7 protein-coding genes are annotated in these 22627 nt (G+C 71.0%); all 7 read left to right on the plus strand.

Annotated features, from left to right (window positions below; translation table 11 throughout):
- Window positions 1-123: 123 nt before the first annotated feature.
- The 7 genes from AB0E78_RS39045 (at window position 124) to AB0E78_RS39075 (ending at window position 22568) form a co-directional block, all read left to right on the plus strand.
- A complete protein-coding gene (locus tag AB0E78_RS39045; RefSeq protein WP_361843590.1) occupies window positions 124-15810 on the plus strand; it encodes an amino acid adenylation domain-containing protein in 15687 nt (5228 codons plus the stop codon).
- Between the two features lie 136 nt (window positions 15811-15946).
- The gene (locus AB0E78_RS39050) at window positions 15947-16261 is read left to right on the plus strand and encodes a hypothetical protein (RefSeq protein WP_361843593.1); all 315 of its coding nucleotides are present in this window, start codon (window positions 15947-15949) and stop codon (window positions 16259-16261) included.
- 72 nt (window positions 16262-16333) lie between these two features.
- Window positions 16334-16708, plus strand: coding sequence for a PadR family transcriptional regulator (locus AB0E78_RS39055; RefSeq protein ID WP_361843598.1), 375 nt, complete (start codon window positions 16334-16336; stop codon window positions 16706-16708).
- A complete protein-coding gene (locus AB0E78_RS39060) occupies window positions 16705-17301 on the plus strand; it encodes a hypothetical protein (RefSeq protein ID WP_361843599.1) in 597 nt (198 codons plus the stop codon). Before AB0E78_RS39055 ends, AB0E78_RS39060 begins: the two co-directional genes overlap by 4 nt.
- Window positions 17302-17778: 477 nt before the next feature.
- Complete coding sequence (locus AB0E78_RS39065; protein ID WP_361843601.1) at window positions 17779-18996, plus strand: cytochrome P450; 1218 nt, start codon at window positions 17779-17781, stop codon at window positions 18994-18996.
- Between the two features lie 184 nt (window positions 18997-19180).
- Window positions 19181-20455 (plus strand): cytochrome P450, encoded by a 1275-nt coding sequence (locus tag AB0E78_RS39070; protein ID WP_361843603.1) that lies wholly within the window; start codon window positions 19181-19183, stop codon window positions 20453-20455.
- Window positions 20456-21089: 634 nt separating this feature from the next.
- On the plus strand, window positions 21090-22568 hold the full coding sequence (locus AB0E78_RS39075) for a sugar transferase (protein ID WP_361843815.1): 1479 nt from the start codon (window positions 21090-21092) through the stop codon (window positions 22566-22568).
- Window positions 22569-22627 lie beyond the last annotated feature (59 nt).

The following is a 22627-nucleotide window of genomic DNA, read 5'->3' on the forward strand; positions in this document are numbered from 1 at the left end:
ACCACCGTCGCCACCGCCCACCGCAACCACGCCGACACCACCGACGTACTCTCCGCATGGGTCCACGCCGGACTCACCCACGCAGACACATGGCCGTGGCACGAGCTGGTTCCCCGGGCCTCGGTGGCAAGCGAGTTGCCCACCTATGCCTTTGACCGTCGGCGCTACTCGCTCGCCACCCGCACCACCACTCCGGTGGATGCCGCGGGTCGGGGCGTGGACGGGGTGGACCACCCGTGGCTCACGCTGTCGACGCCCCTGGCCTCCGGCGACGGACTGATCCTCACCGGGACGATCGACGCCACCGACGGCGCGCAGGGCTGGCTGGGCGACCACCGCGTATTCGGCACCGCGTTGCTGCCCGGCACCGGAATCCTGGACATGGTCCTCACCGCCGCCGAACGCGTGGACGCCACCGGGATCAACACCCTCACCCTGACCGCCCCCCTCGTCCTCCCCGAAACCGGGCCGCTGCGGATTCAGATCGCCGTCAGCGACATCGACGGCAACGGACACCGCCAAGTCACCGTCCACACCCACCCCGACCCCGACACCCACCCTGACATCCCCTGGGTCACCCACGCCATCGCCCAACTCACGCACGACGTATCCACGCGCGATCCTGAGTCCGTCGACTGGGCGGCAGTGGTCGAGTCCGCGGAACACATGTCCCTGGACGGTTTCTACGAGCGCTTCCGCGAGCGCGGTCTCGATTACGGCCCCGCGTTCCAGGGCCTCAGCGACCTGTGGCGACAGGGCGACGAGCTCTACGCGGTCCTTCGTCTTCCGGAGAGCCTGCGGCCCGAGGGCTTCGGGATCCACCCGGCTCTCCTGGATGCCGCGCTCCACTCGATCCTCACCGCTGAAGAAGCCGACGACGCGATCACCCACCACCGCGACTCCGCTCAGGGCGGTGACGCCGGTCCGAAGCGCGGAAAGCGGGTCCTGCTGCCGTTCGAGTGGAACGACGCCCGGCTGTACGCGACCGGCGCGTCGGTCGTACGAGTACGCGTGCGCCTGGACAGCACGCGCGAGCAGGCCGAGCTGTGGGTGACGGACGAGAGCGGGGACCTGGTCGTCACCGCGAGCCTTCGTCTCCGGGAGGCGAGCGCGGAAGGGCTGCGGACGGCGGCGGAACAGCACCTGTACCGGCTGGAGTTCCAGGAGTGCCTGTCGCCCGCTGCCGCGCCGGCGGACACCAGGGTCACCGGTGGCCCCCTCGCGGCCGTGCTCGAACTGCCCACGCTGGACCTGGACACAGGGACCGGACCGGTTCCTTCCCGCATCGTGGTGGATGCCACGCAACCCTCCGGTACCCCGGAGGAATGCACCGCGGCGGCGCTGATCCGTGCGCGTGACCTGCTGGCCGATCCACGGCTGGCGGACACCGAACTGGTCTGGGTGACCCGTCGGGCGCTGTCCGTGGACGAGGGCGAGACCGTCGACCTGGCATCGGCGCCCCTGTGGGGTCTGCTGCGCGCGGCGCGCGCCGAGGGACATCCGGTGCGGCTGGTGGACGTGGACGGTGCCGCCGATCCGGACAAGGTGCGGGCGTCGCTGACCATCCCCGAGCCGGAGTTGGTGGTCCGTGGCGCCACGGTGCGGATTCCTCGGCTGGTCCGGTTCTCCCCGGCCGAGGCGGCGCCCGCGGAGAGTGGCGCGATGTCCGCCGTCGGCACCCGTGATGCGGAACGATCCGAGGGCACGGTGCTGATCACAGGCGGTACCGGTGAACTGGGGCGGCAGGTCGCCCTGCATCTGGTGAGCACCTGGGGAGTGCGCAAGCTCGTACTGGCTTCCCGCCGGGGCGACGCGGCGGACGGTTGCGACGAGCTGGTCGCCGAGCTGACCGCCGCCGGGGCCGACAGTGTGCGCGTGGTGGCCTGCGACGTCACCCGCCGCGACCAGGTGGCCGGACTCGTGGACTCCGTCACGGATCTCAGCGGCGTATGGCATCTGGCGGGCGTACTCGACGACGGGCTGCTCGCGGACCAGACGCCGGAGCGTCTGGAACGGGTCTGGGCGCCGAAGGCACGCGCGGCATGGTGGCTGCACGAGCTGACCGCGGACCGTCCGCTGACGTGGTTCGTGGTGTTCTCGTCCGCCGCCGGTGTACTCGGAAGCGCTGGGCAGAGTGCCTATGCGGCGGCGAACGCGTTCGCGGACGCGGTCGTGATCGAGCGGCGCCGGCAGGGACTTGTGGGACTGAGCCTGTCCTGGGGGCTGTGGGAGCAGGCCGGTGCGGGTCTTACGGCACACCTCGGCCAGGCAGAACTGGCAAGGATGCGCAGGCAGGGAGTGACCGCGCTGACCGGAGCGCAGGCGCTGGGGGCTCTGGACACCGCGCTGACCAGTCGGCGCGCGCATCTCGTGCCCCTTCGGCTTGATCTGTCCGGGGCGAAGGACGGGCGCTCGCCGCTGCTGCGCGGCAGGACCCGGATGCGGCGGCTGGCGGACACGCGTACGGACAGCGTCGGCACCGGTTGGTCCGAACTGCCGGAATCGCAGCGACTTCGCGCACTGACCGACCTCGTACGGCGCGAGGCGGCGGTGGCGTTGGGCACTTCCGCCGAGATTCCCTCCGACGCGAAGTTCACCGACCTCGGTCTGGATTCCCTGGTGGCGGTGGAACTGCGTCGGAGGCTGGCCGTCGAGACCGGACTGTCCCTGCCCGCGGCGGCGGTCTTCGACCACCCGACGCCCGTCGGTCTCGCCGAGTACCTCAACGGCTGCGTACGAGATCGGGGTGCGGACCCGAAACGTGCCCGGCGGGTGGAACGCGTGGAGCACCGCGGGATTCATCCGGCGACCGAGGGCCAGCGCAGGCTGTGGTTCCTGGAGCAGATGCGTCCCGGCACGGCCGAGTACAACGTGACGATGCCGGTCCGGGTCGCCGACCCGTTGGACCGCGATGCGTTCGCCTCCGCCGTCGAGTTCGTGGTGCGGCGGCACGAGGCACTGCGCACGGGCCTGGAGAGCCGCGACGGTGAGCTGGTCCAGGTGGTGTACGAGGAGTTCGGCACTCCGCTGCGCTTCGAGGAGGTGGCCGGTGCCGAGGAGCTGGCCGACCGGATCCGGGGCGAGGCCGAGACGCCGTTCGACCTGTCCGGCCCCGTGCTGTTCCGCTGCCTGGTGCTGACCGGCGCGGACGAGCAGGTGGTCTGCTTCACTCTGCACCACGCGGTCATCGACGCCTGGTCGCTGGTCATGATGCTGCATGAGCTGTTCGCCGCGTACGGGGAGTTCCGCGCGGGCGTCGTTCCCGACAGCGGGAGCGAGTCGATCATGCATCTCGGTGACTACGCGGTCTGGGAGCGGGCCTCCCTCGAACAGGGAGCCTTCGAGGCGGGACTGGGCTTCTTCCGGGACGCACTCGCCGGGGCCCCGCGTCTGGAACTGCCCCCGAGCGGCCCGGACTCCGGTGCGGGCAAGGTCGGATTCGCGGTGCCCGACGCGCTTCGGGGGGACCTGGAGGCCCTCGCCTCCGAGGCCGGGGTCACGCTGTACACGGTGCTGGCCGGCGCCTTCGCGGTGCTGCTCTCCCGGTACAGCGACCAGCGCGACTTCAGCATCGGCACGGTGTGGTCCGGGCGTGGACTGCCCGGGTCGGCGGAGATCGTCGGTTTCCTCGCCAACACCCTGCCGTTGCGCTGTGATCTCTCCGCCGACCCGGACGTCCCCGGTCTGCTGTCGGCGATGAAGTCCCGCGTGCTCGGCGTGATGGAACACCAGAACGTGCCCCTGTCCGAGGTGGTCAAGGTCGTCGACGCCGAACGCAACGGGGAGGAGAACCCGTTGTTCCGGGCGGTGTTCAACTACGGCCTGGGTGCGGAGCCGGCCGACGACGACACATGGCAGCCGTTCGCCGGGTTCTTCACCGGTAACGTCGCGGGGACCGCCAAGTTCGAGCTGACCATGAGCCTTGCGCCTGCTGCGAAGGGGCTGCGCGGGGAGCTGGAGTTCCAGTCACACGTACTGGACGAGGCAGCCGCGCAGCGCATGGTCGCGAACTTCGAGACCCTGCTGAACTCCTTCGTCCGGGACGGCGGTCTGCCGGTCAGCCGGTTGTCCTTGCTCCACGGCGAGGAAGAAGGCTGGTTCAGGCGGCACGGCGACGGCGTGATGCCGGAGCCGGCCGCGCTGCCCGCGCCGCAGCCTCAGCCTGAGCCCGCAGATACGGCTACCGATGGTGACCAGGTGTGGGAGACGGTGGTCTCGGCCTGGTCGCAGGTACTGGAGCTGGAGTCGGCCGAGGTGGATCCGGACAGCGGGTTCTTCGATCTGGGCGGCACGTCGTTGACGGCGGTGCGGGTCCACGAGTTGGTCCGCGCCGGACTGGACTGCGAGTTTCCGCTCTCGACGCTGTTCCGCCACTCCACGGTGCGGCAGCTGACCGATTTCCTGCGCGGGGACGTTACTCCTGCGGTGACTGCGGCGCCGGCCCCGGAGACGGCGTCGGGCAGGGAGCGCCTCGACGAGGACGCGGTGGCGATCGTGGGCCTGGCCCTGCGTCTGCCGGGCGCGAACGGCCCGGAGCAGTTCTGGCAGAACCTGCGGGACGGTGTGGAATCGATCCGCCGCTTCACCGACCAGGAAATGCTGGAGGCCGGAGTGCCCCAGCACGTACTGGACGATCCCGGCTTCGTCCCGGCCAAGGGCTATGTGGAGGACGCCGATCTCTTCGACGCCGAGTTCTTCGGCTACTCGCGGTCCGAGGCGGAGAACATGGATCCGCAGCACCGGCTGTTCCTGGAAACGGCCTGGCAGGGACTGGAGAACGCCGGCATCCTGCCCGGCGATCACCCCGGCCGCATCGGAGTCTTCGCCGGTGCCGGATTCGGCGGCTACAACAGCGGAAGCGTGCGCGGCGACGAGATCACCGAACTCCATGAGTTCTACCGCAATCTCCTCGGGAACAAGTCCGACTTCGTGTCCACGAGGGTGGCGCACAAGCTGAATCTGCGAGGTCCGGCGCTGACGGTGCAGACGGCCTGCTCCACGGGTCTGGTGGTCGCGCATCTGGCCAGGCAGAGCCTGCTGCGCGGGGAGAGCGACGTGGCACTCGTCGGCGCCTCCGCCCTCACCTTCCCCCTGGAGTACGGCTACTTCCACCAGGAAGGCTTCGTCTTCTCGCCGGACGGCTCGTGCCGCGCGTTCGACGCCGACCGCCAGGGCACCGTGGTGGGCAACGGTGTGGTGGCCGTCGTGATGCGGCGGCTGTCGGACGCGGTGGAGGCCGGAGACCGCATCTACGCGGTCGTCCGCGGCAGCGCCATCAACAACGACGGGTCGGACAAGGTCGGCTTCACCGCACCCAGCGTGAGCGGCCAGGCCACCGTCATCACCGACGCCCTCACCGACGCCGGACTCTCCCCCGCCGACATCGGCTACGTGGAAGCCCACGGCACGGCCACCGCCATGGGCGACCACATCGAGATCCAGGCCCTGCAGGAGGTGTTCACCGCAGACCGCGACGAGCCCTGCGCGGTCGGCTCCGTGAAGTCCAACCTCGGCCACACCGACGTGGCCGCGGGTCTGGCAGGACTGGTCAAGGCAGCACTCTGCGTCTACCACGGCGAGCTGGTGCCCACGGTCAACTTCCGGCGGATCAACCCGGAACTGGGCCTCGACCCGGAGGTCCTGCGGATCAGCGACGACACGCGAGCCTGGCCGGGTGCCCGACGCGCCGGAGTGTCGGCGTTCGGCATCGGAGGCACCAACGCCCACATGGTCCTGGAACAGCCTCCGCAGCCGCCCGCACAGCCCGCTCCGGCACAGGCCGCGGCACCCGTGGTCGTCTCGGGACGGACCTCGCAGGCGCTCAGGGACCAGGCCCGGCAGTGGGCCGACTGGCTCACCCAGCACCCCGACACCACCCTCACCGACCTCGCCCGGACCACCACCCGGCACCGCCAGCACTTCGATCACCGTGCCGCCGTCCTCGCCCATGACCTGGACGAGGTGGTACGCGGGCTGACGGCGCTCGCGGACGGACGCGGCGACGACGCGGTGTGCACCGGGGTGGCCCAGGAGCGCGGCAAGGTCGTGTTCGTCTTCGCCGGCCACGGTTCGCAGTGGCCGGGCATGGCACAGCGGCTGCTCACCGAGAGCCCGGCCTTCGCCGGGGCGGTCGCCCGCTGCGACGAGGCACTGCGCCCCTGGACCGGCTGGTCGGTCCTCGAACTGCTGGAGAACCCCGGGGCGAGCGCGCTGAGCCTGGACGACGTCGAGGTGACCCAGCCCGCGCTGTTCGCGGTCGCACTCGGCCTCGCGGCGGTGTGGCGGTCCCTCGGTCTGGAACCGGAGGCCGTGGTCGGGCACAGCCAGGGCGAGATCCCCGCGGCCGTGGTCTCCGGAGCGCTGACCCTGGAGGAGGGCGCCCAGGTGGTCGCCGTCCGCAGCCAGGCGTTCCAGCGCATCGAGAGCGGCTCGGGCGGGATGGCCCTGCTGGGGCTGCCGCTGGCCGAGGTGGAGGAACTGCTCGCCCCGTACGGCGGATCGCTGTCGGTCGCCGCGGTGAACACCCCCGGTTCGGTGGCGGTGGCCGGCGCGGCGGACGCGGTGGACGACCTGCTCGCGGGGCTGGCCGATCGTGACGTGTTCTCCCGTCGGATCAAGGTGGACCGGGCCGGGCACTGCAGCCTGGTCGACCCGATGCTGCCCGAGGTGGAAGCGGCGCTGAGCGGACTGCGCCCCCGCGCGACGACGGTGGCGATGTACTCGTCGGTGACCGGGGAGCCGATCGGCGGAGAGGTCCTGGACGCCCGCTACTGGTGCCGCAACCTGCGGGAGCCGGTGCGCATGGACCTGGCACTCGACGCGCTGCGTTCCGCCGGCTTCGGCGTGTTCACCGAGATCAGCCCGCATCCGCTGCTCGCCATCCCGCTGACCACCTTCACCGCCGACAGCGGCGGAGTGGTCCTTGGCAGCCTGCGCCGGGATCACGGCGGGCTCGAGCAGATCGTGCGCGGCCTCGGCGAGTTGCACGTCCGCGGCCACGCGGTGGACTGGACACGGGTCGTCGACGGGCCCGGCCGCCTGGTCGACCTGCCCGGCTACGCCTTCCAGCGGCAGAGCTACTGGATCGACGGCGGATCACGTCCCCGGCAGGAGCGCGAGGCACCCCCGGCGGACCTGGCGGCCCGCCTGGCGGCACTGCCCGCCTCGGACCGTGCCCTCGCCGTGCTGGAGGCCGTGCAGGACGTGGTCAACGGCGTTCTCGGGCTCGGTGAGCCCATGCCCGTGGACGGACGGTTCCAGGACCTCGGGCTGGATTCGATGATGGCCCTGCAGCTGCGCAACCGGCTCAGCGAGGTGACCGGCACTCCGCTGCCGTCCACGCTCGCCTTCGAACACCCCACGCCTCAAGGGGTCGTGGACTATCTGCTGGCCCACGCCTTCTCCGAGCTGCCGACTCCTGGCCTGTCGATGGAACGTACCGAGCGGCGCGACGTCCATCCGGCGACCGAGGGCCAGCGCAGGCTGTGGTTCCTGGAGCGGATGAGTCCGAACTCCGCGCAGTACAACGCCGTGCTCCGGCTAGAGGTGGAGCGTCCGCTGAGTCCGGAGACGTTCGGCCTGGCACTGCGCTCGGTGATGGAACGTCACGAGGCGCTGCGTACCGGGCTGGAGCTCCGTGACGGCGAGCTGGTTCAGGCGGTGCATCAGGAGTTCACCGTTCCGCTGCGGCACGAGCAGGTCACCGACACCGATGAGCTCGACCGGCTGCTGCGCACGGAGGAACAGATCCCGTTCGAGCTGGACGCCGAGGCCCTGTTCCGCTGCCTGCTGGTGGACTCCGGCGAGAAGTGGACCATGTGCTTCACTCTGCACCACGCCATCACCGACGGCTGGTCGATGTCCCTGTTCCTAAGTGAGCTGTACGAGACGTACCGGGTCCTCGCCGGGCAGGAGACGCCCGCGCTCGCGGAGGTCCGGTACCACCTCGGTGATTACGCGCGCTGGGAGAAGCGGTCCATCGAGGAGGGCGCCTTCGCGCGTTCTCTCCAGTACTTCGAATCCGAGCTGGAAGGGACGCCGCGCCTGGAACTCCCCGAGCGGGCCGATGCGCAGGACGATGCGGAGGGCGCCCAGGGCGATGCCGTGCACTTCACCGTGCCCGCGGAGCTCCGGGCCGCTCTGGACGAGCTGGCCACGCGCAACTCCGTGACCGGATACACCGTGTACGTCAGTGCCTTCGCGGTGCTGCTCGCCCGCTACACCGATCAGTACGACTTCGGCATCGGCACGATCTGGTCGGCGAGGGAGCTGCCGCAGGTCGCGGAGACCTTCGGGTTCCTGGCGAACACCCTGCCGCTGCGCTGCGACCTGACCGGGACGGTGTCCTTCGAGGACGTCCTCGCCCGCACGCACACCCGCGTACGAGGGGTGTTCGAGCACCAGAGCGTCCCGCTGACCGAGGTCGTGCGCCTCGCCGGCGGTGACCGGACCGGTGAGGAGAACCCGCTGTTCCGGGCGGTGTTCAACTACGCCGGCACAGCCTTCCCCTCGATCGGAACGGGCGAGGCGGCCTGGCGGCTCCCCACCACGGGAAGCGTGTCCGGCAACGTACGAGGTGCGTCGAAGTTCGAGCTCGGCCTCACGCTGAGCGCCGACGGTGACGTGCTGCGCGGGGAGCTGGAGTTCCAGTCACATGTGCTCGACCAGGACGCGGCCCACCGCATGGTGGCCAACTTCGAGACCCTGCTGGCGTCGCTGGCCGCCGATCCGGCCCGTCCCGTCCGGGAGGCGGAACTGCTCTGCGGCGCGGAACGCCGCTGGCTCGCCGAGCACGGCGGCCACGTCGCGGCCGAGCCCGTCGGGGAGAGTGCGTACGAGCTGATCCTGGCTCAGGCGGTCCGCACACCCGACGCGGTGGCTGTGGTGTCGGACGGAGGTGAACTGACCTACCGGGAGGCGTCCGCGCGAGCCCGGACGCTCGCCCGGCAGCTCGCGGAACTGGGCGTGACCCGAGGAGATCTGGTCGGCCTCTGTCTTCTCCGTACGGTCGATCTGCCGGTGGCGATGCTCGCCATCTGGATGGCCGGGGCCGCCTACGTTCCCCTGGACCCTGCCTATCCGAAGGCGCGGCTGGACCACGTGGTGTCCGACAGCGGGCTCCGCGTGGTGATCTCGGACGGCTCCCTCGCGGACGCCTTGGCGGACGGGCTGCGGGTGCTGTCCGTCGGGGAGATCACCGAGGCCGGGGAGCACGGGGAGCCGGACGGCGCTCTGCCGGTCCCGCCGGAAGCGTCCGACCCCGCCTTCGTCATCTACACCTCGGGCTCGACGGGCACCCCGAAGGGCGTCGTGGTCGAGCACGCACAGTTCGCCAACTTCTGTCGTGCCATGGACGAGCGGGTCGGCGGAGGCTCCGGCGACACCTGGCTCGCCGTGACCAGCATGTCCTTCGACACCTCAGGCCTCGAACTGCTGTGGACCTTGACCAGGGGCTACCGCGTGGTCATCGCGAACGGAGAACTCGGCGGCTGGGCCGGATACCGGCAGTACGGACCGACCCACCTGCAGTGCACGCCGTCATTGGCCAGGATGCTGCTTGCTGACGCGGGAGGCCGCGAGCTGCTCGGCGGACTGCGGATGCTCCTGCTCGCCGGCGAAGCACTCGACCGCGGTCTGTCCAACCGGCTGCTGCGGACGTGTGGCGGCGACGTGTTCAACATGTACGGGCCCACGGAGACCACGATCTATTCGACGGGCTGGCGGGTCGAGCCCGGGCCGGTCTCGCTGGGAACTCCGGTGCTCAACACCCGGCTGGCCGTTCTCGACCGGCACCAGCAGCCTGTGCCGCGGGGTTGTCGCGGTGAGCTGTGGATCGGCGGGCGTGGTGTCACGCGGGGTTACTGGAACCGGGACGCGCTGACGGATGAGCGGTTCGTGACGGACCCGTTCGCGGGTGCGGGGCGGATGTACCGCTCCGGGGACGTGGTCCGCTACCGCGAGGACGGATCGCTGGAGTACTGCGGCCGCACGGACTCCCAGGTGAAGCTGGCCGGACACCGCATCGAGCTCGGTGAGATCGACTCCGTGGTCGCTGGGTGCGCGGGGGTGCGGGAGGCCGCCGCGGTGGTACGCGAGGACGCCGGCCCGGCGGCCTTGTGGGTGTACTACTCCGGAGAAGCCGACCAGCAGGTCCTGGCCGAGCACGCGGCGGCGCGGCTGCCGGTGTCGATGCTGCCCTCGCGGTGGGTACGGCTGGAGAGCCTGCCGCTGACTCCGAACCTCAAGATCGACCGGCTGGCCCTGGCCACTCTGCCCGCGCCTCGGCCCGAGCCCACCGAACGGGCCTCCGGTGGTGACCAGGTGTGGGAGACGGTGATCTCGGCCTGGTCGCAGGTACTGGGACTGGAGCCGGCCGAGGTGGATCCGGACAGGGGATTCTTCGAACTGGGCGGCACGTCCATGGCGGCGCTACAGGTCCACGAGTTGGTCTGTGCGGGCCTGGACCGCGAGTTTCCGCTCTCGACGCTGTTCCGCTACCCCACGCTGCGGCAGCTGACCGATTTCCTGCGCGGGGGCGTTATTCCTGCGGTGACCAAGGCCCAGGCGTCGGCGTCGGGCGGGGAGCGCCTCGACGAGGACGCGGTGGCGATCGTGGGCGTGGCCCTGCGTCTGCCGGGCGCGAACGGCCCGGAGCAGTTCTGGCAGAACCTGCGGGACGGTGTGGAATCGATCCGCCGCTTCACCGACCAGGAACTGCTGGATGCCGGGGTGCCTCGTCACGTACTGGAGGACCCCGCTTTCGTCCCGGCCAAGGGCTATGTGGAGGACGCCGATCTCTTCGACGCCGAGTTCTTCCGATGCTCGCCGTCCGAGGCGCAGAACATGGATCCGCAGCACCGGCTCTTCCTCGAAACGGCCTGGCAGGGCCTGGAGAACGCCGGCATCCTGCCCGGCGCCCACCCCGGTCGCATCGGAGTCTTCGGCGGAGTCGGCTTCGGCGGCTACGACCAGGGGGACCCCGAGGGCACCTCGGAGGTCTTCCGCTCGGCGATCGGGAACATGAACGACTTCCTCGCGACTCGCCTGGCGCACAAGCTGAATCTGCGTGGTCCGGCGCTGACGGTGCAGACGGCGTGCTCCACGGGACTGGTGGCCACGCACCTGGCCAGGCAGAGCCTGCTGCGCGGGGAAACCGACGTGGCACTCGTCGGTGCGTCCGCCCTCACCTTCCCCCTGGAACAGGGCTACGAGTACCAAGAAGGCTTCGTGGCCTCGCCGGACGGACACTGCAGGCCCTTCGACGCCGACGGTGCGGGCACGGTCCTCGCCAATGGTGTGGTGGCAGTGGTGTTGCGGCGGCTGTCGGAAGCGGTGGAGGCCGGGGACCGGATCTACGCGGTCGTCCGCGGCAGTGCCATCAACAACGACGGAGCGGACAAGGTCGGCTTCACCGCACCCAGCGTGAGCGGCCAGGCCACCGTCATCACCGACGCCCTCACCGACGCCGGACTCTCCCCCGCCGACATCGGCTACGTCGAGGCGCACGGCACGGCCACGGCGATGGGCGATCCCATCGAGATCCAGGCCCTGCAGGCGGTGTTCACCGCGGACCGCGACGAGCCCTGCGCGGTCGGCTCGGTGAAGTCCAACATCGGCCACACCGATGTGGCCGCGGGACTTGCGGGACTGGTCAAGGCAGCCCTGTCGGTCTACCACGGCGAGCTGGTGCCCACGGTCAACTTCCGACGCGTCAGCCCCGAACTGGGCCTCGACCCGGCGGTCCTGCGGATCAGCGACGACACGCGGGCGTGGCCGGGCAGGCGATGTGCGGGAGTGTCGTCGTTCGGCATCGGGGGCACCAACGCCCACCTGGTCCTTGAGCAGCCTCCGCAGCCGCCCGCACAGCCGGACCGGCCGCGGGCCGCGGCACCGGTGGTGCTCTCCGGACGGACCCCGCAGGCCCTGCGCGATCAGGCCCGGCAATGGGCGCAGTGGCTCACCCGGCACCCCGACACCCCCCTCACCGACCTCGCCAGGACCACCACCCGGCACCGTCAGCACTTCGCCGAACGCGCATCGGTGGCCGGGTCCGACCTGCCCACCGTCATCGAAGGACTGACGGCCATCGCCGGTGACCGGCCGCATACGTCGGTCACCACGGCCACCGCACGGCCGGGCAAGGTCGCGTTCGTCTTCCCCGGCCAGGGCTCGCAGTGGCCGGGCATGGCCCAGGGGCTGCTCGCCGAAAGTCCCGCGTTCGCCGACACCGTGGCCCGCTGCGACGAGGCACTGCGCCCCTGGACCGGCTGGTCGGTCCTCGAACTGCTCCAGGACGAGGACCGCATCGCGTGGGACCGTCTGGACGTCGCCCAGCCGGTGGTGTTCACCATGTATCTCGGCCTGGCGTCGGCCATCCGGGATCTCGGCCTGGAACCGCAGGCCGTGGTCGGGCACAGCCAGGGCGAGATTCCCGCGGCCGTGGTCGCCGGGGCGCTCACCCTGGAGGAGGGCGCCAGAATCGTGGCCGTACGCAGCGCCGCCCTTGCCGCGCTGTCCTCGGACGGCGAGATGGCAACGGTGGAACTCCCGGTGTCCGAGGTGGAGGCAGCGCTCGCCCCCTACGGGGACGCCGTCTCGATCGCCGCGGTGAACACACCGCGATCCACGGTCATCTCGGGAGACCGTGCGACCGTCGACGAGCTGCTCTACAGGTGGGACGACCAGGACGTGCCGTGCGGCAGGCTGAACGCCGCCTGTGCGTCGCACAGTTCGCAGATGGACCCGCTGCTGCCCGGTCTGCGGGACCAGCTCGCCCCGCTGCGTCCCCGTACGACCGACCTCCCGCTGTACTCCACGGTGCTGGGGCGGCAGGCCGGGGGCGAAGAGCTCGACGCCGCCTACTGGTGCCGCAACCTGCGCGAACCCGTCCGGCTCGACCTCGCACAACAGCGGCTGCTCGACGACGGGTACACGGTGTTCGTCGAAGTCGGCCCGCATCCCGTGCTGGCGATGCCGCTGGCCGACGGCGGCGCCGACCAGGACGCGGTGGTCCTTGCGGCCATGGAACGCGACCAGGGCGGCCTGGACCGGCTCCGGCGCACGCTGGGTGCCCTGCACACGCACGGCGTCGACATCGACTGGCCGGCGGCCGTCCCCGACGGCCGCATGGTCGACCTGCCCGGCTACGCCTTCCAGCGGCAGCGCCACTGGAAGGAACCCGCTCGCCGCAAGACGACCGACCAGCGGTTCTGGGACGCCGTCGGTGCGGGCGAGGTGGACGGGCTCGCCGAGCTGCTCGGCGCCTCCGGGCAGCTCAAGGACAGTGTCGTGGACCTGCTGCCGTTGCTCCGGCGCTGGCACGAGGGCCGCGACGACCACACTGAGATCGCCGACCGGCTGTACGAGGAGGCCTGGCAGCGCACCGAGCCCGACCACGCACCGACACCAGCCCCCACAGGCGGAGTATGGGCCGTGCTCGGAGACCCCGCGTCACCGGCCACGGAGCTGGTGACGGCCCTGTGCGAGGCCGGGGCGGCCGACGCACACCGCGCCGGCACGGATCCGTCCGAACTGGCCTCCCTGCCAGCGGCGTTGCACGGTGTGATCATCCTGGCGCCACTGGACGAGGAGGGCGCGCAGCAAGGCTTCCTCCGAACCGTACGACTGCTGCAGGAACTGGGAGCAAGCCATCCGAGCACTCCGGTGTGGCTGGTCACCAGGGGCGCTGTCGGTGTGGACGAGACCGATCTGGTCACGCGCCCCGGGCAGGCTCTGCTCAACGGGCTGGGCCGGGTCGCGGCACTGGAACGTCCCGAGGGCTGGGGCGGCACGGCGGACCTGCCCGAGCAGCCGCACCCGGACTGGGCCGCCCAACTCGTCCGCGCCGTTCTCGCCGGTGACGACGAGGACCAGATCGCGATCCGTGCCGACGGCCGGTACGTGCGAAGGCTGCGTCGCACCACGCCCGCACCACGGCCGCGGTGGACGACCAGTGGCACCGCCCTGATCACCGGTGGCACGGAAGCCCTCGGCGGACGGCTCGCCCGCTGGCTGGTGGAACACGGGACGCGGCGCGTCATGTTCGCCTCCCGCAAGGGTGAGGTCTCCGCACAGTGCCGCGAGGAACTCGAGGCGGCCGGGGCGGAGGTCGTGACGGCGGCCTGCGACGTCGTTGAGGGGAGGCAGGTCGCCGAACTGATCGGCCGGATCGACGCCGACGGCCCGCCGCTGACGGTCGTCGCGCACCTCGCGGAGGTCTCCGGGGCGACGCTCCTGGCAGAGCTCGACGGTGCTCGGGCCGCGGAGGAACTCTCCGCGATGGTGTCCGGCGCCTGGCACCTGGACGAACTGCTCGGCGACCGGCCACTGGACGCGTTCCTGCTCCAGGGCAGTGGTGCCGGTCTGTGGAGTGCGGGCGGCGGGACGGTCCACGCGGCCGGCGACGCCGCGCTGGACGCCCTCGCCCGGCACCGCATGTCCAACGACCGCACGGCCACCGTGCTGCACTGGGGCGGCTTGACCGACGCGGACATGGTGACGGAGGAGGCCGAGGAGCAACTGCGGGTGCGGGGGCTGCGGATGACGTCCCCGGACCATGCGCTGAGGGCGCTGGACCTGGTGCTCGGAACGGATCGGGTGGCGCTGGGGGTGGCTGACATCGACTGGTCCCGCTTCACCCCCGCGTTCTGCGCCGCCGGGCGGCGTCCCCTGCTCCTTGGCATCTCGGAGGCGCGCGCCGAGATGAACGGTGAGCGCCACGAGCAGGAGAGCGGCCTCGAAGAGCGGCTTGCGGGCATGGGCCGGGAGGCACAGCTCAGTACGGTGCTCGAGCTGGTCCGCAGGGAGGCCGCCGCCGCTCTCGGGACAGCCGGGATCCCCGCGGATCAGCCCCTGCAGCAGCTGGGGATGGACTCGCTGATGGCGGTCGGCCTGCGCGCCAGGCTCGCCGGGCGAAGCGGCCTGCGGCTCGGCACGGATGTCCTGTTCCAGAACGGCGGTTGCGCGGGCATCGCGGAACATCTGGTGGATGAACTCACCGGGCGGCAGCCCGTCATCGAGGCCGCGCAGGACCCGCTGGTACGGGTGCTCAAGCCGGCGCAGAACCCCAGGGCGCGGATCGTGTGCATGACGGGGATGGGAGGCACGACCACCGGGCACGTCCCGCTCATCCCGTACATCCCCGAGGACGTGGAACTGCTCGCCATCCGGGTTCCCGGCCGTGAGGGAGGCAGCGGGGAGCCCCCGGTGACCGATGTGAACGTCCTCGTCGACCGGGTCGTGGCGGAGATGTCCGGCCATCTCGACGTGCCGACCGTCCTGTACGGACACAGCCAGGGCGCCCTGCAGGCCTGGGAGGTCGCTCACCGGATGGGCAGCAGGGCGGGCGGACCGGAGCTGTCCCTCGTGGTCGCCTGCGCGCTGCCGCCGTTCAGTGAGGCGCCGGAGCCACTCATGCGGTTCCAGGAGGTGGCGACGCTGTGGGACACGGCGGCGCCGGAGGACCTCGTCGAGTCGTTCCGGGGCGTGCTGCCCGACGAGATCCTCGCCAACGAGGAGGTCTTCGGCGGCTACCTGGAGAACCTGCGGAACGACTCCACGATGTGGAAGCGGCACCAGCTCGTGCTGCGTCATGACCGCAGGGGCCCGCTGGACATCCCGATCACGGCGGTGTCGGCCACGGCCGACCCGGTACTGCCCGAGGGCACGGCGGAGGGCTGGGCCACGGTGACCAGGGGCACGTTCGTGGTCCGGAGCATCGAGGGCGAGCATTCCGCGCCGCTCGAGAACCCGAAGGCCATGGCCGAGGAACTGATCCTGGCTCTCTCTGCCGGGCTCACCCTCAACGCATGACCGCGCGGGGCGTCCGTCGCCACCCGGCGACGGACGCCCCGTCTGGCCACCTGATCGCACGTGTGAGGATCAGGCCGGGTGCGCCCACCACGAAGGCGGCCGCACCGGGATCGCCTGTAGGGCAAGGAGAGTGGACATGTTCGCCGGGGGAACAGCGCGGCTGGTACTCAGCAACGGCGGTGATGCGCCGCTCGAGCTGACCGTGGAGCCGTGGGCGGAGATCCACTCGATCCTGCCGAAGCAGAGCTGCGTCGTGGTGACCCACTCGCCTGCGGGAGGCGGTTCCTGGCCCGGGACCTCGCGTACGGACGAGCCGTTCGAGGTCGACCATCGGCCCGATTCGGTCACGGTGTGGGCCAACGGCAACTGCTTCCACCTCAGCGACGCCGAGGGAAACGCGATCTACGCGCTCGACGGGGAGTGCCCTGTCCAGGTCCGCCCTGCCTCCTGAACGCGCAACCGCGCCAGGTAGACCCCTACCCCCCCTTCCCCTCCACTTGCCCCACCAGGTATCTTGCATCGCATGGAACCAGGTGATTCGACCAAGCAGGCCCGGGCAGCCGCCCAGCTGCGCAAGGGCGTCCTGGAGTACTGCGTGCTCGCCCTGATGCGGGACCGTCCCCAGTACGGCGTGGAACTCCTCCACGCCCTCGAGGACTCCGGTGCCCTGGCCACCAGCCAGGGCACGGTCTACCCGCTGCTCTCCCGGCTCCGCCGCGACGACCTTGTCACCACCACCTGGCAGGAGTCCGCCTCCGGACCACCCCGCCGCTACTACGCGCTCACCGACAGCGGCCGCGCCGCGCTCGATGAGTTCACCCGTGTCTGGCCCGGCTTCCGCAACGCCGTCGACACCTTCCTGACCACCCCGCATCCCCCCACCGGAGACCTCGCATGAAGACCTCTGCCGACCCCATACGTGACTACCTCTCCGCCGTCGGGCGCGAGGCCTCCGCACTCCCCGCCGACCGCCGCCAGGAGCTCCTCGCCGACCTCACGGAACACATCGAGGTGACGCGCACCGAACGCCCCGACGCCACGGTCGGCGAGATCCTCGCGGAGCTGGGTGACCCGCGCACGATCGCGGCAACGGCGCTGGCCGAGGCGGGGACGGGGACTGCGGGGGCCGCGCCCCGGAGCGGTGCCGGCGCACCCGCCCGGCGTGGCAAGGTGCACCCCCTGGTCCCGCTCCTCATGCTTACGCTCTCGCTGCCCTTCGTGATGGTCTTCCCCGACCTCCCCGGGCCGGTTTTCGCCGTCCTGTTCCGCATCACCGGCGCGGTCCTTCTCTGCACCTCGGTGCACTGGACCACCGTCCAGAAGACCACCGGCGTACTGGTCACCGCCGTCCTGCCGACCGCCGTCATCGCCACCTGGAACCTGTCCAGCGGCGGCCCGTCGGGCGACACCCCGGCCCTCCTGGCCAACCTGGCGATGTTCGCCCTGCTGGTCGGTACGGCAGTGTGGCTCTGGCGCGCCCGCCGCGCCTGAGCGATCGCCTTCAGGTCCGCGGGTCCGCCGGGAATGAGGTCACGTACGGAGGCCGTCTACCCGGCACCGCTCGCGATGCCGGTGCCGGGCCCCCAGGCCTGTGCCGGATGGAGATGCACCCCTCTCACAACAGGCTTACCGCGCGTCATCCCCACCCGGGACGCGGAGAGGGGGCCACCACCTCGCGCGCACCGCTGGAATGGCGGCCCACCGCAGGTCAGGGGCGGCCCGGGTGGGCGCAGCTCGGTCCGGTGCGTCGTGGCGCGTCGGTGCTCCCGGCCCGCACCGGGCTCAGCCCGCAGCTGCCGAGGGCGTGACACGGGCCGAATACCAGGGGCAAGCTGACTGACTGTCACCATGAGCAGTGCACGAGCGGGGGACCCTCGGACGACGTGTGAACCGACAGGCTCGGCGGCTCCTCCACGTACTCGACTCCACGTACCCGACCCGGGCCCCGAAGCCGTACCGCGAGGAGCCATGAAACCGTCGCGCGGCAGGCACAACCGGCTCTCACGTCCGCGCCGCCCCTCTGCGGCAGACACGCACCACGCTCCGGCCGACCGGCCGGACCCGCTGGCGCGTCTGATCGAGAAGTACGGCGACGGGCGTGACGTGTGCCGCGCGGATTCGGGCCGGGTGTGGGTGACGGGAGCCGAAGCGGCGCGCGAGGTGTTGGGGAACCGGCGGCAGTGGTACGTCGAGACGTCCGACTTCTTCCACACCCGGCACGGGGTCTTCGGCCCCCGGTCCGCGCAGATCGAGATCGGTCGCGCGGCGCGCGTCCTGCTCCAGCGGCAACTGGCTGCCCGCAGGCACGAGTTGGCCGCGCTCGTCGAAAGCAGGCTCGCGCCACTGAGCCGATGGCCGGATGCCGGGAACCTGCTCGTGTGCGAGCACCTGGACGACGTGCTGCTGTGCCGCGCGGCCCCTGCGTCGCTGCGGGACGCGGTCGTGGGCGTCGTTCATCGCGCAGTGTTGGCCGGAGCACGCCAACGGCACTCGGCGCTGTCGCGGCGGCACTTCCGGCGTGCCGTGATGCGCGCGCTGGCCGAGGAGATAACAGCACGCCGCACTGCCGGGCCGGGCGAGGGGCCGGGCGAGCCGCGCGACCTGCTGGACGTCGTCGTCGCGGGTGGCGGCCGTACGACGGACCCGGGCACACTGGCAGAGGTCTACCTCTCGTTCCTGTTCGCCACGGTCGGCTCGGTCGGCTTCGCGCTGGGCTGGGCGGTCTACCTGGCCGGAACCCACCCGCGGCCCGCGGAGCACGCCCCGCGGTGGGTCGTGCGGGAGGCGCTGCGGCTGTGGCCGGTCGCCTGGCTCTTCACCCGCACGCCGCACGTCGCGCACGAACTCGCCGGAGTGCCGGTGGGAACAGGAGACGCGGTGGACGTCTGCACCCTCCTCGTGCACCGCGACCCCGGGCAGTGGGACCGGCCCCACGCGTATCTGCCCGGCCGGTGGGAAAGCCCGCCGCCCGAACCCGCGTTCCTGCCCTTCGGGTACGGGCCGCACAGCTGCACCGGCGCCGCCGTGGCGCTGGAGCTGCTGGAGGACCTCATCCGGATCATCACGTGCGACTGGCACCTGTCGGTCACCGCCGAGGGGATCGCTCCCCAGCTCGGCCCCGCGCTGGCTCCGCCACGCTTCACCGCGGAGCTCGGCACCCGCGTCCCTGCCGGGGAAGGGAGGTGAACCTCATGCGCAAGCTCTACCGCTCCGCACTGTCCGCTCTCAACATCCGCTCCGCCTACGGCGGGCTGCACAACTTCTGGTACCTCTACCACCACATCTGATCGCCCATGCGAGGGCGGGAGATCGTCCATCCCGGGCGGTCTCCCGCCCTCGTCGGCAACTCCCGGCGAGTGAAGGGGATTTCGTGACCACACCGGAGCATCCCGACGACTTCCTGCACGACCTGCGCAGGCGCAGCGCGGCCGAGGACGGGGTCTTCTGGGTCAACGACGACCTGCTGGCCGTGTTCGAGCCGGAGGCGGCGCAGCGGATCAGCAGGACGAACTGGCGGGGTTTCGTCATGCCCGACCGCGGTCTCGACCTCCTGCGGGGCCGGCGCAGTCCCGTGGTGCCCTGGGTGCATGTGCGCACCGCGTGGCTGGCCCAGCTGCACCGGCTGGCCGACGTCTCGCACCGGGCGACGCTGACGGACCGTATGCGGCAGGTCATGGACGCCCGGCTCGGCGAGCGCGTCGATCTGGTCACCCTCGCCCAGGACACCGCCATACGGTCCCTGCTGCCGTGCGCCCTGTCAGGCCTCACGCCCCGCGAAACCGAGTGGATCGTGCGCGACCTGGACCAGAAGCTGCTGCGCCTGATCGACCGCTCCCCCGGTGACGGCCCGGCCCACCGGCTGCGTTTCGCCGCCGTGCAGGCACGGGCCGGGCTCGTCGTCCGCAGGGTGCTGCGCGCCCGCGCCGCGGGCCGCCGCCCACGCGAGTGCGATCTGGCCGACCCCTTCGTCGACCTGCTGCCCCAACTCGGCATGGACCGCGCCCTGAACGTGGTCACCACCGTGCTCACGGCGATCGGCGGCCCGCCCGGCTCGGCGGCGGCCGCCGTGCTGTACGAGTGGGTCCGGCAGCCGGAGTGGGCCCGCCGGGTCACCGCCGAACTGGGGGGCCTGGACACGGCCGCGTTCCTCGAGGCGCCCACGAAGGCCGCGCCCCTCACCCACCGCTTCGTCAAGGAGACACTGCGCATGTGGAGCCCGCCGCTGCTCCTCGTCCGGCAGGCTCGACAGGCATTCGACGTGGGCGGCATCACCCTCGACGCGGGGCGGGGTTACCTGATGAGTCCGCACATGATCCATCGCGACCACCGGGTCTGGAAGGACGCGGACACCTTCGACCCTGACCGCTTCCTGGCCGGTGCTCCGCACGGCCCGGCCGGCCGGGACTCGTACGTGCCCTTCGGCTGGACGCCCAAGAAGTGCGTGGGCGCGGCGCTGGGCACGTTCCAACTGATGGCGCTGTGCCGCCTGATGAGTACCCGTTACCACCTCACCGTGCCCAACCCCGCCCGTATCACAATGGCGTTCCGTTTCGCGCCCGTTCCTCAGGACTTTCACGGCGTGCTCACCCCGCGCCGTCCGTCCGGCAGCGGACCCCGCGGACAGCACTCACCTCACGGCACCTGATCGCGCCAAAGTTACAGCCAAACATTTGCGCCACGGTCTTTGCCAACTCCCCGCGATGGCCTGCGGGTTAGCGGCTCCGGTGACCCGGCGGAATCACGTCGTCACAGGTCACACGGCATGCCTTCGGCGCCACGCCACCCGCGGGCAGCGCCGGTCGGTTGACCCCGCTTCAAAGCTTGAGCACAAATCTCACACATCCCCTCTTCAGAGCAGCGCCAATGGTCTAGATTGACCGTGCTTCACATCTGGACACGAGGCGACAAAAGATGATCTATAGGTCCGGCACCGTGGAAAGTCAGCAATAGCGTCCCGGCGCCGGACGTGGGGGTGGTCGATTTTTTGGGGCCCGGCAGAGGGCCTTGGGTGTTGGGGAACATCCAAGGTTCGACGGGTTCCCGTGCATCTCGAAGGTCCGGCAGGACGTGCGCGTCCGCTGCCGCCTGGGTGAGGTGTTCAAGTAGCGCTGCATTGACCGGGATGTCATCCGCTGGGGGCGGGACCTCTCGGGGAACGACGCGTGGCGCGGGGGGCGGGGGTCTCCCGGGGGAGGAACAGGGTCGGGGGGCGGTGCCTCCCGGGGGGAGGAACCGTGTGGAGCGAACACGTCGAGCCCATGAACGACCTGGGGGGGTCAGTGCAACAGGGGGAATTAGTCAGCCCGTTTCCACCGGCGCACGGGCGTCCGGGGAACGGGTCAATCAGCCGGCCACCGATCGATTGGGAGCAGCGTTATCGCCGTGCCGTGATCACCAGCGACACCGTGGTCACCGCCTTCGTGGTGGCGGCGATCGGCGGCTTCTTCGGGGTCCGGGACGCGGCCAACTGGCACGAGAAGTGGCGCATCCTCGCCTTCGGCACCGAACTGCTGGTGCTGGGAGCGCTTGCGGTGAGCCGGTCGTGGGCGCCTGCCGTGCTCGGCCAGGGCGCCGAGGAGTTCCGCAGACTCGGACGCTCACTGTTCACGGCGGCCGTCGTACTGGCGCTCGGCGGGATCGCCCTCACCTCGCGCAACATCAAGCTCTGGATCTTCGTCGCGATCCCGGCGATCGCACTCATCACCATGACCGAGCGGTATCTGCTGCGCCTCTGGCTGCACAGACAGCGCATGGAGGGGCGCTGCCTGCGCCCGGTGCTCGCTGCCGGGAGCCCGGCCACCGTACGCGACCTGATCACCCGTACCCGCAAGCTCCCGCACCTCGGCTGGCGGGTGGAGGCGGTGTGCACGCCGGACGGCCTCGGGCTTGACGGTGATCACCTGGACGGGGTGCCGGTCGTCGGCAGACTCACGGACGTCGCGGGCCATGTGCGCCGCGACGGCTACCGAGTCGTCGCGGTCACATCCGACCCGCACTGGTCACCGGACCGGCTGCAGCGGCTGGCCTGGAACCTCGAGGGCAGCGATGCCGAGATGGTCGTGGCCCCGGTGCTGATGGAGGTGGCAGGACCACGGCTGCACGTCGACGCGGTGCTCGGCATCCCGCTGCTGCGGGTCAGCATGCCGACTTTCACCGGGGGCCGCCGAGTGGTCAAGGGATTCGTCGACCGCACGGGCGCGGCCATCCTGCTGATGCTGTTCGCTCCTCTGATGGTGCTCGTCGGGCTGCTCGTACTGGCGGACAGCCGGGGCGGGGCGCTGTACCGACAGCGCAGGGTCGGCAAGGACGGCCAGGAGTTCACCATCTTCAAATTTCGCACGATGGTCTCCGGGGCCGACAGGGCACGTGACCAGCTGGCCGACCGCAACGAAGGCGCGGGCCTGCTGTTCAAGCTCCGCCGGGATCCGCGGGTGACCCGGGTGGGCGCGGTACTGCGCCGGTACTCGATCGACGAGCTGCCACAGCTCTTCAACGTGCTCACCGGCTCGATGTCGCTCGTCGGTCCGCGGCCTCCGCTGCCGGAGGAATCCGCCGCCTACGGCCCGGACATCCGGCGGCGACTGCTCGTCAAGCCCGGGCTCACCGGCCTGTGGCAGATCAGCGGACGCAGCGACCTGCCGTGGGAGGAAGCGGTCCGGCTCGATCTGCGGTACGTGGAGGACTGGTCGCTGGCCCTGGACACAGTGATCTTGTGGAAGACGCTGCGTGCGGTGCTCCAGGGGCAAGGGGCCTATTGATGCACGGGGGTTGTCGGATCGGCGCACGGAAGGCAGGCCACAAGGGCCTGCCTTGGGGG

Source organism: Streptomyces sp. NPDC032198, assembly GCF_040636975.1.
In the GTDB taxonomy this organism is placed as follows: Bacteria; Actinomycetota; Actinomycetes; order Streptomycetales; family Streptomycetaceae; genus Streptomyces.

Excerpts from the sequence above, each read along its gene's own strand:
- AB0E78_RS39065 (WP_361843601.1), top strand. The coding sequence starts at position 17,779 with ATGAAACCGTCGCGCGGCAGGCACAACCGGCTCTCACGTCCGCGCCGC.
- AB0E78_RS39050 (WP_361843593.1), top strand. The coding sequence starts at position 15,947 with ATGTTCGCCGGGGGAACAGCGCGGCTGGTACTCAGCAACGGCGGTGAT.
- AB0E78_RS39055 (WP_361843598.1), top strand. The coding sequence starts at position 16,334 with ATGGAACCAGGTGATTCGACCAAGCAGGCCCGGGCAGCCGCCCAGCTG.
- AB0E78_RS39060 (WP_361843599.1), top strand. The coding sequence starts at position 16,705 with ATGAAGACCTCTGCCGACCCCATACGTGACTACCTCTCCGCCGTCGGG.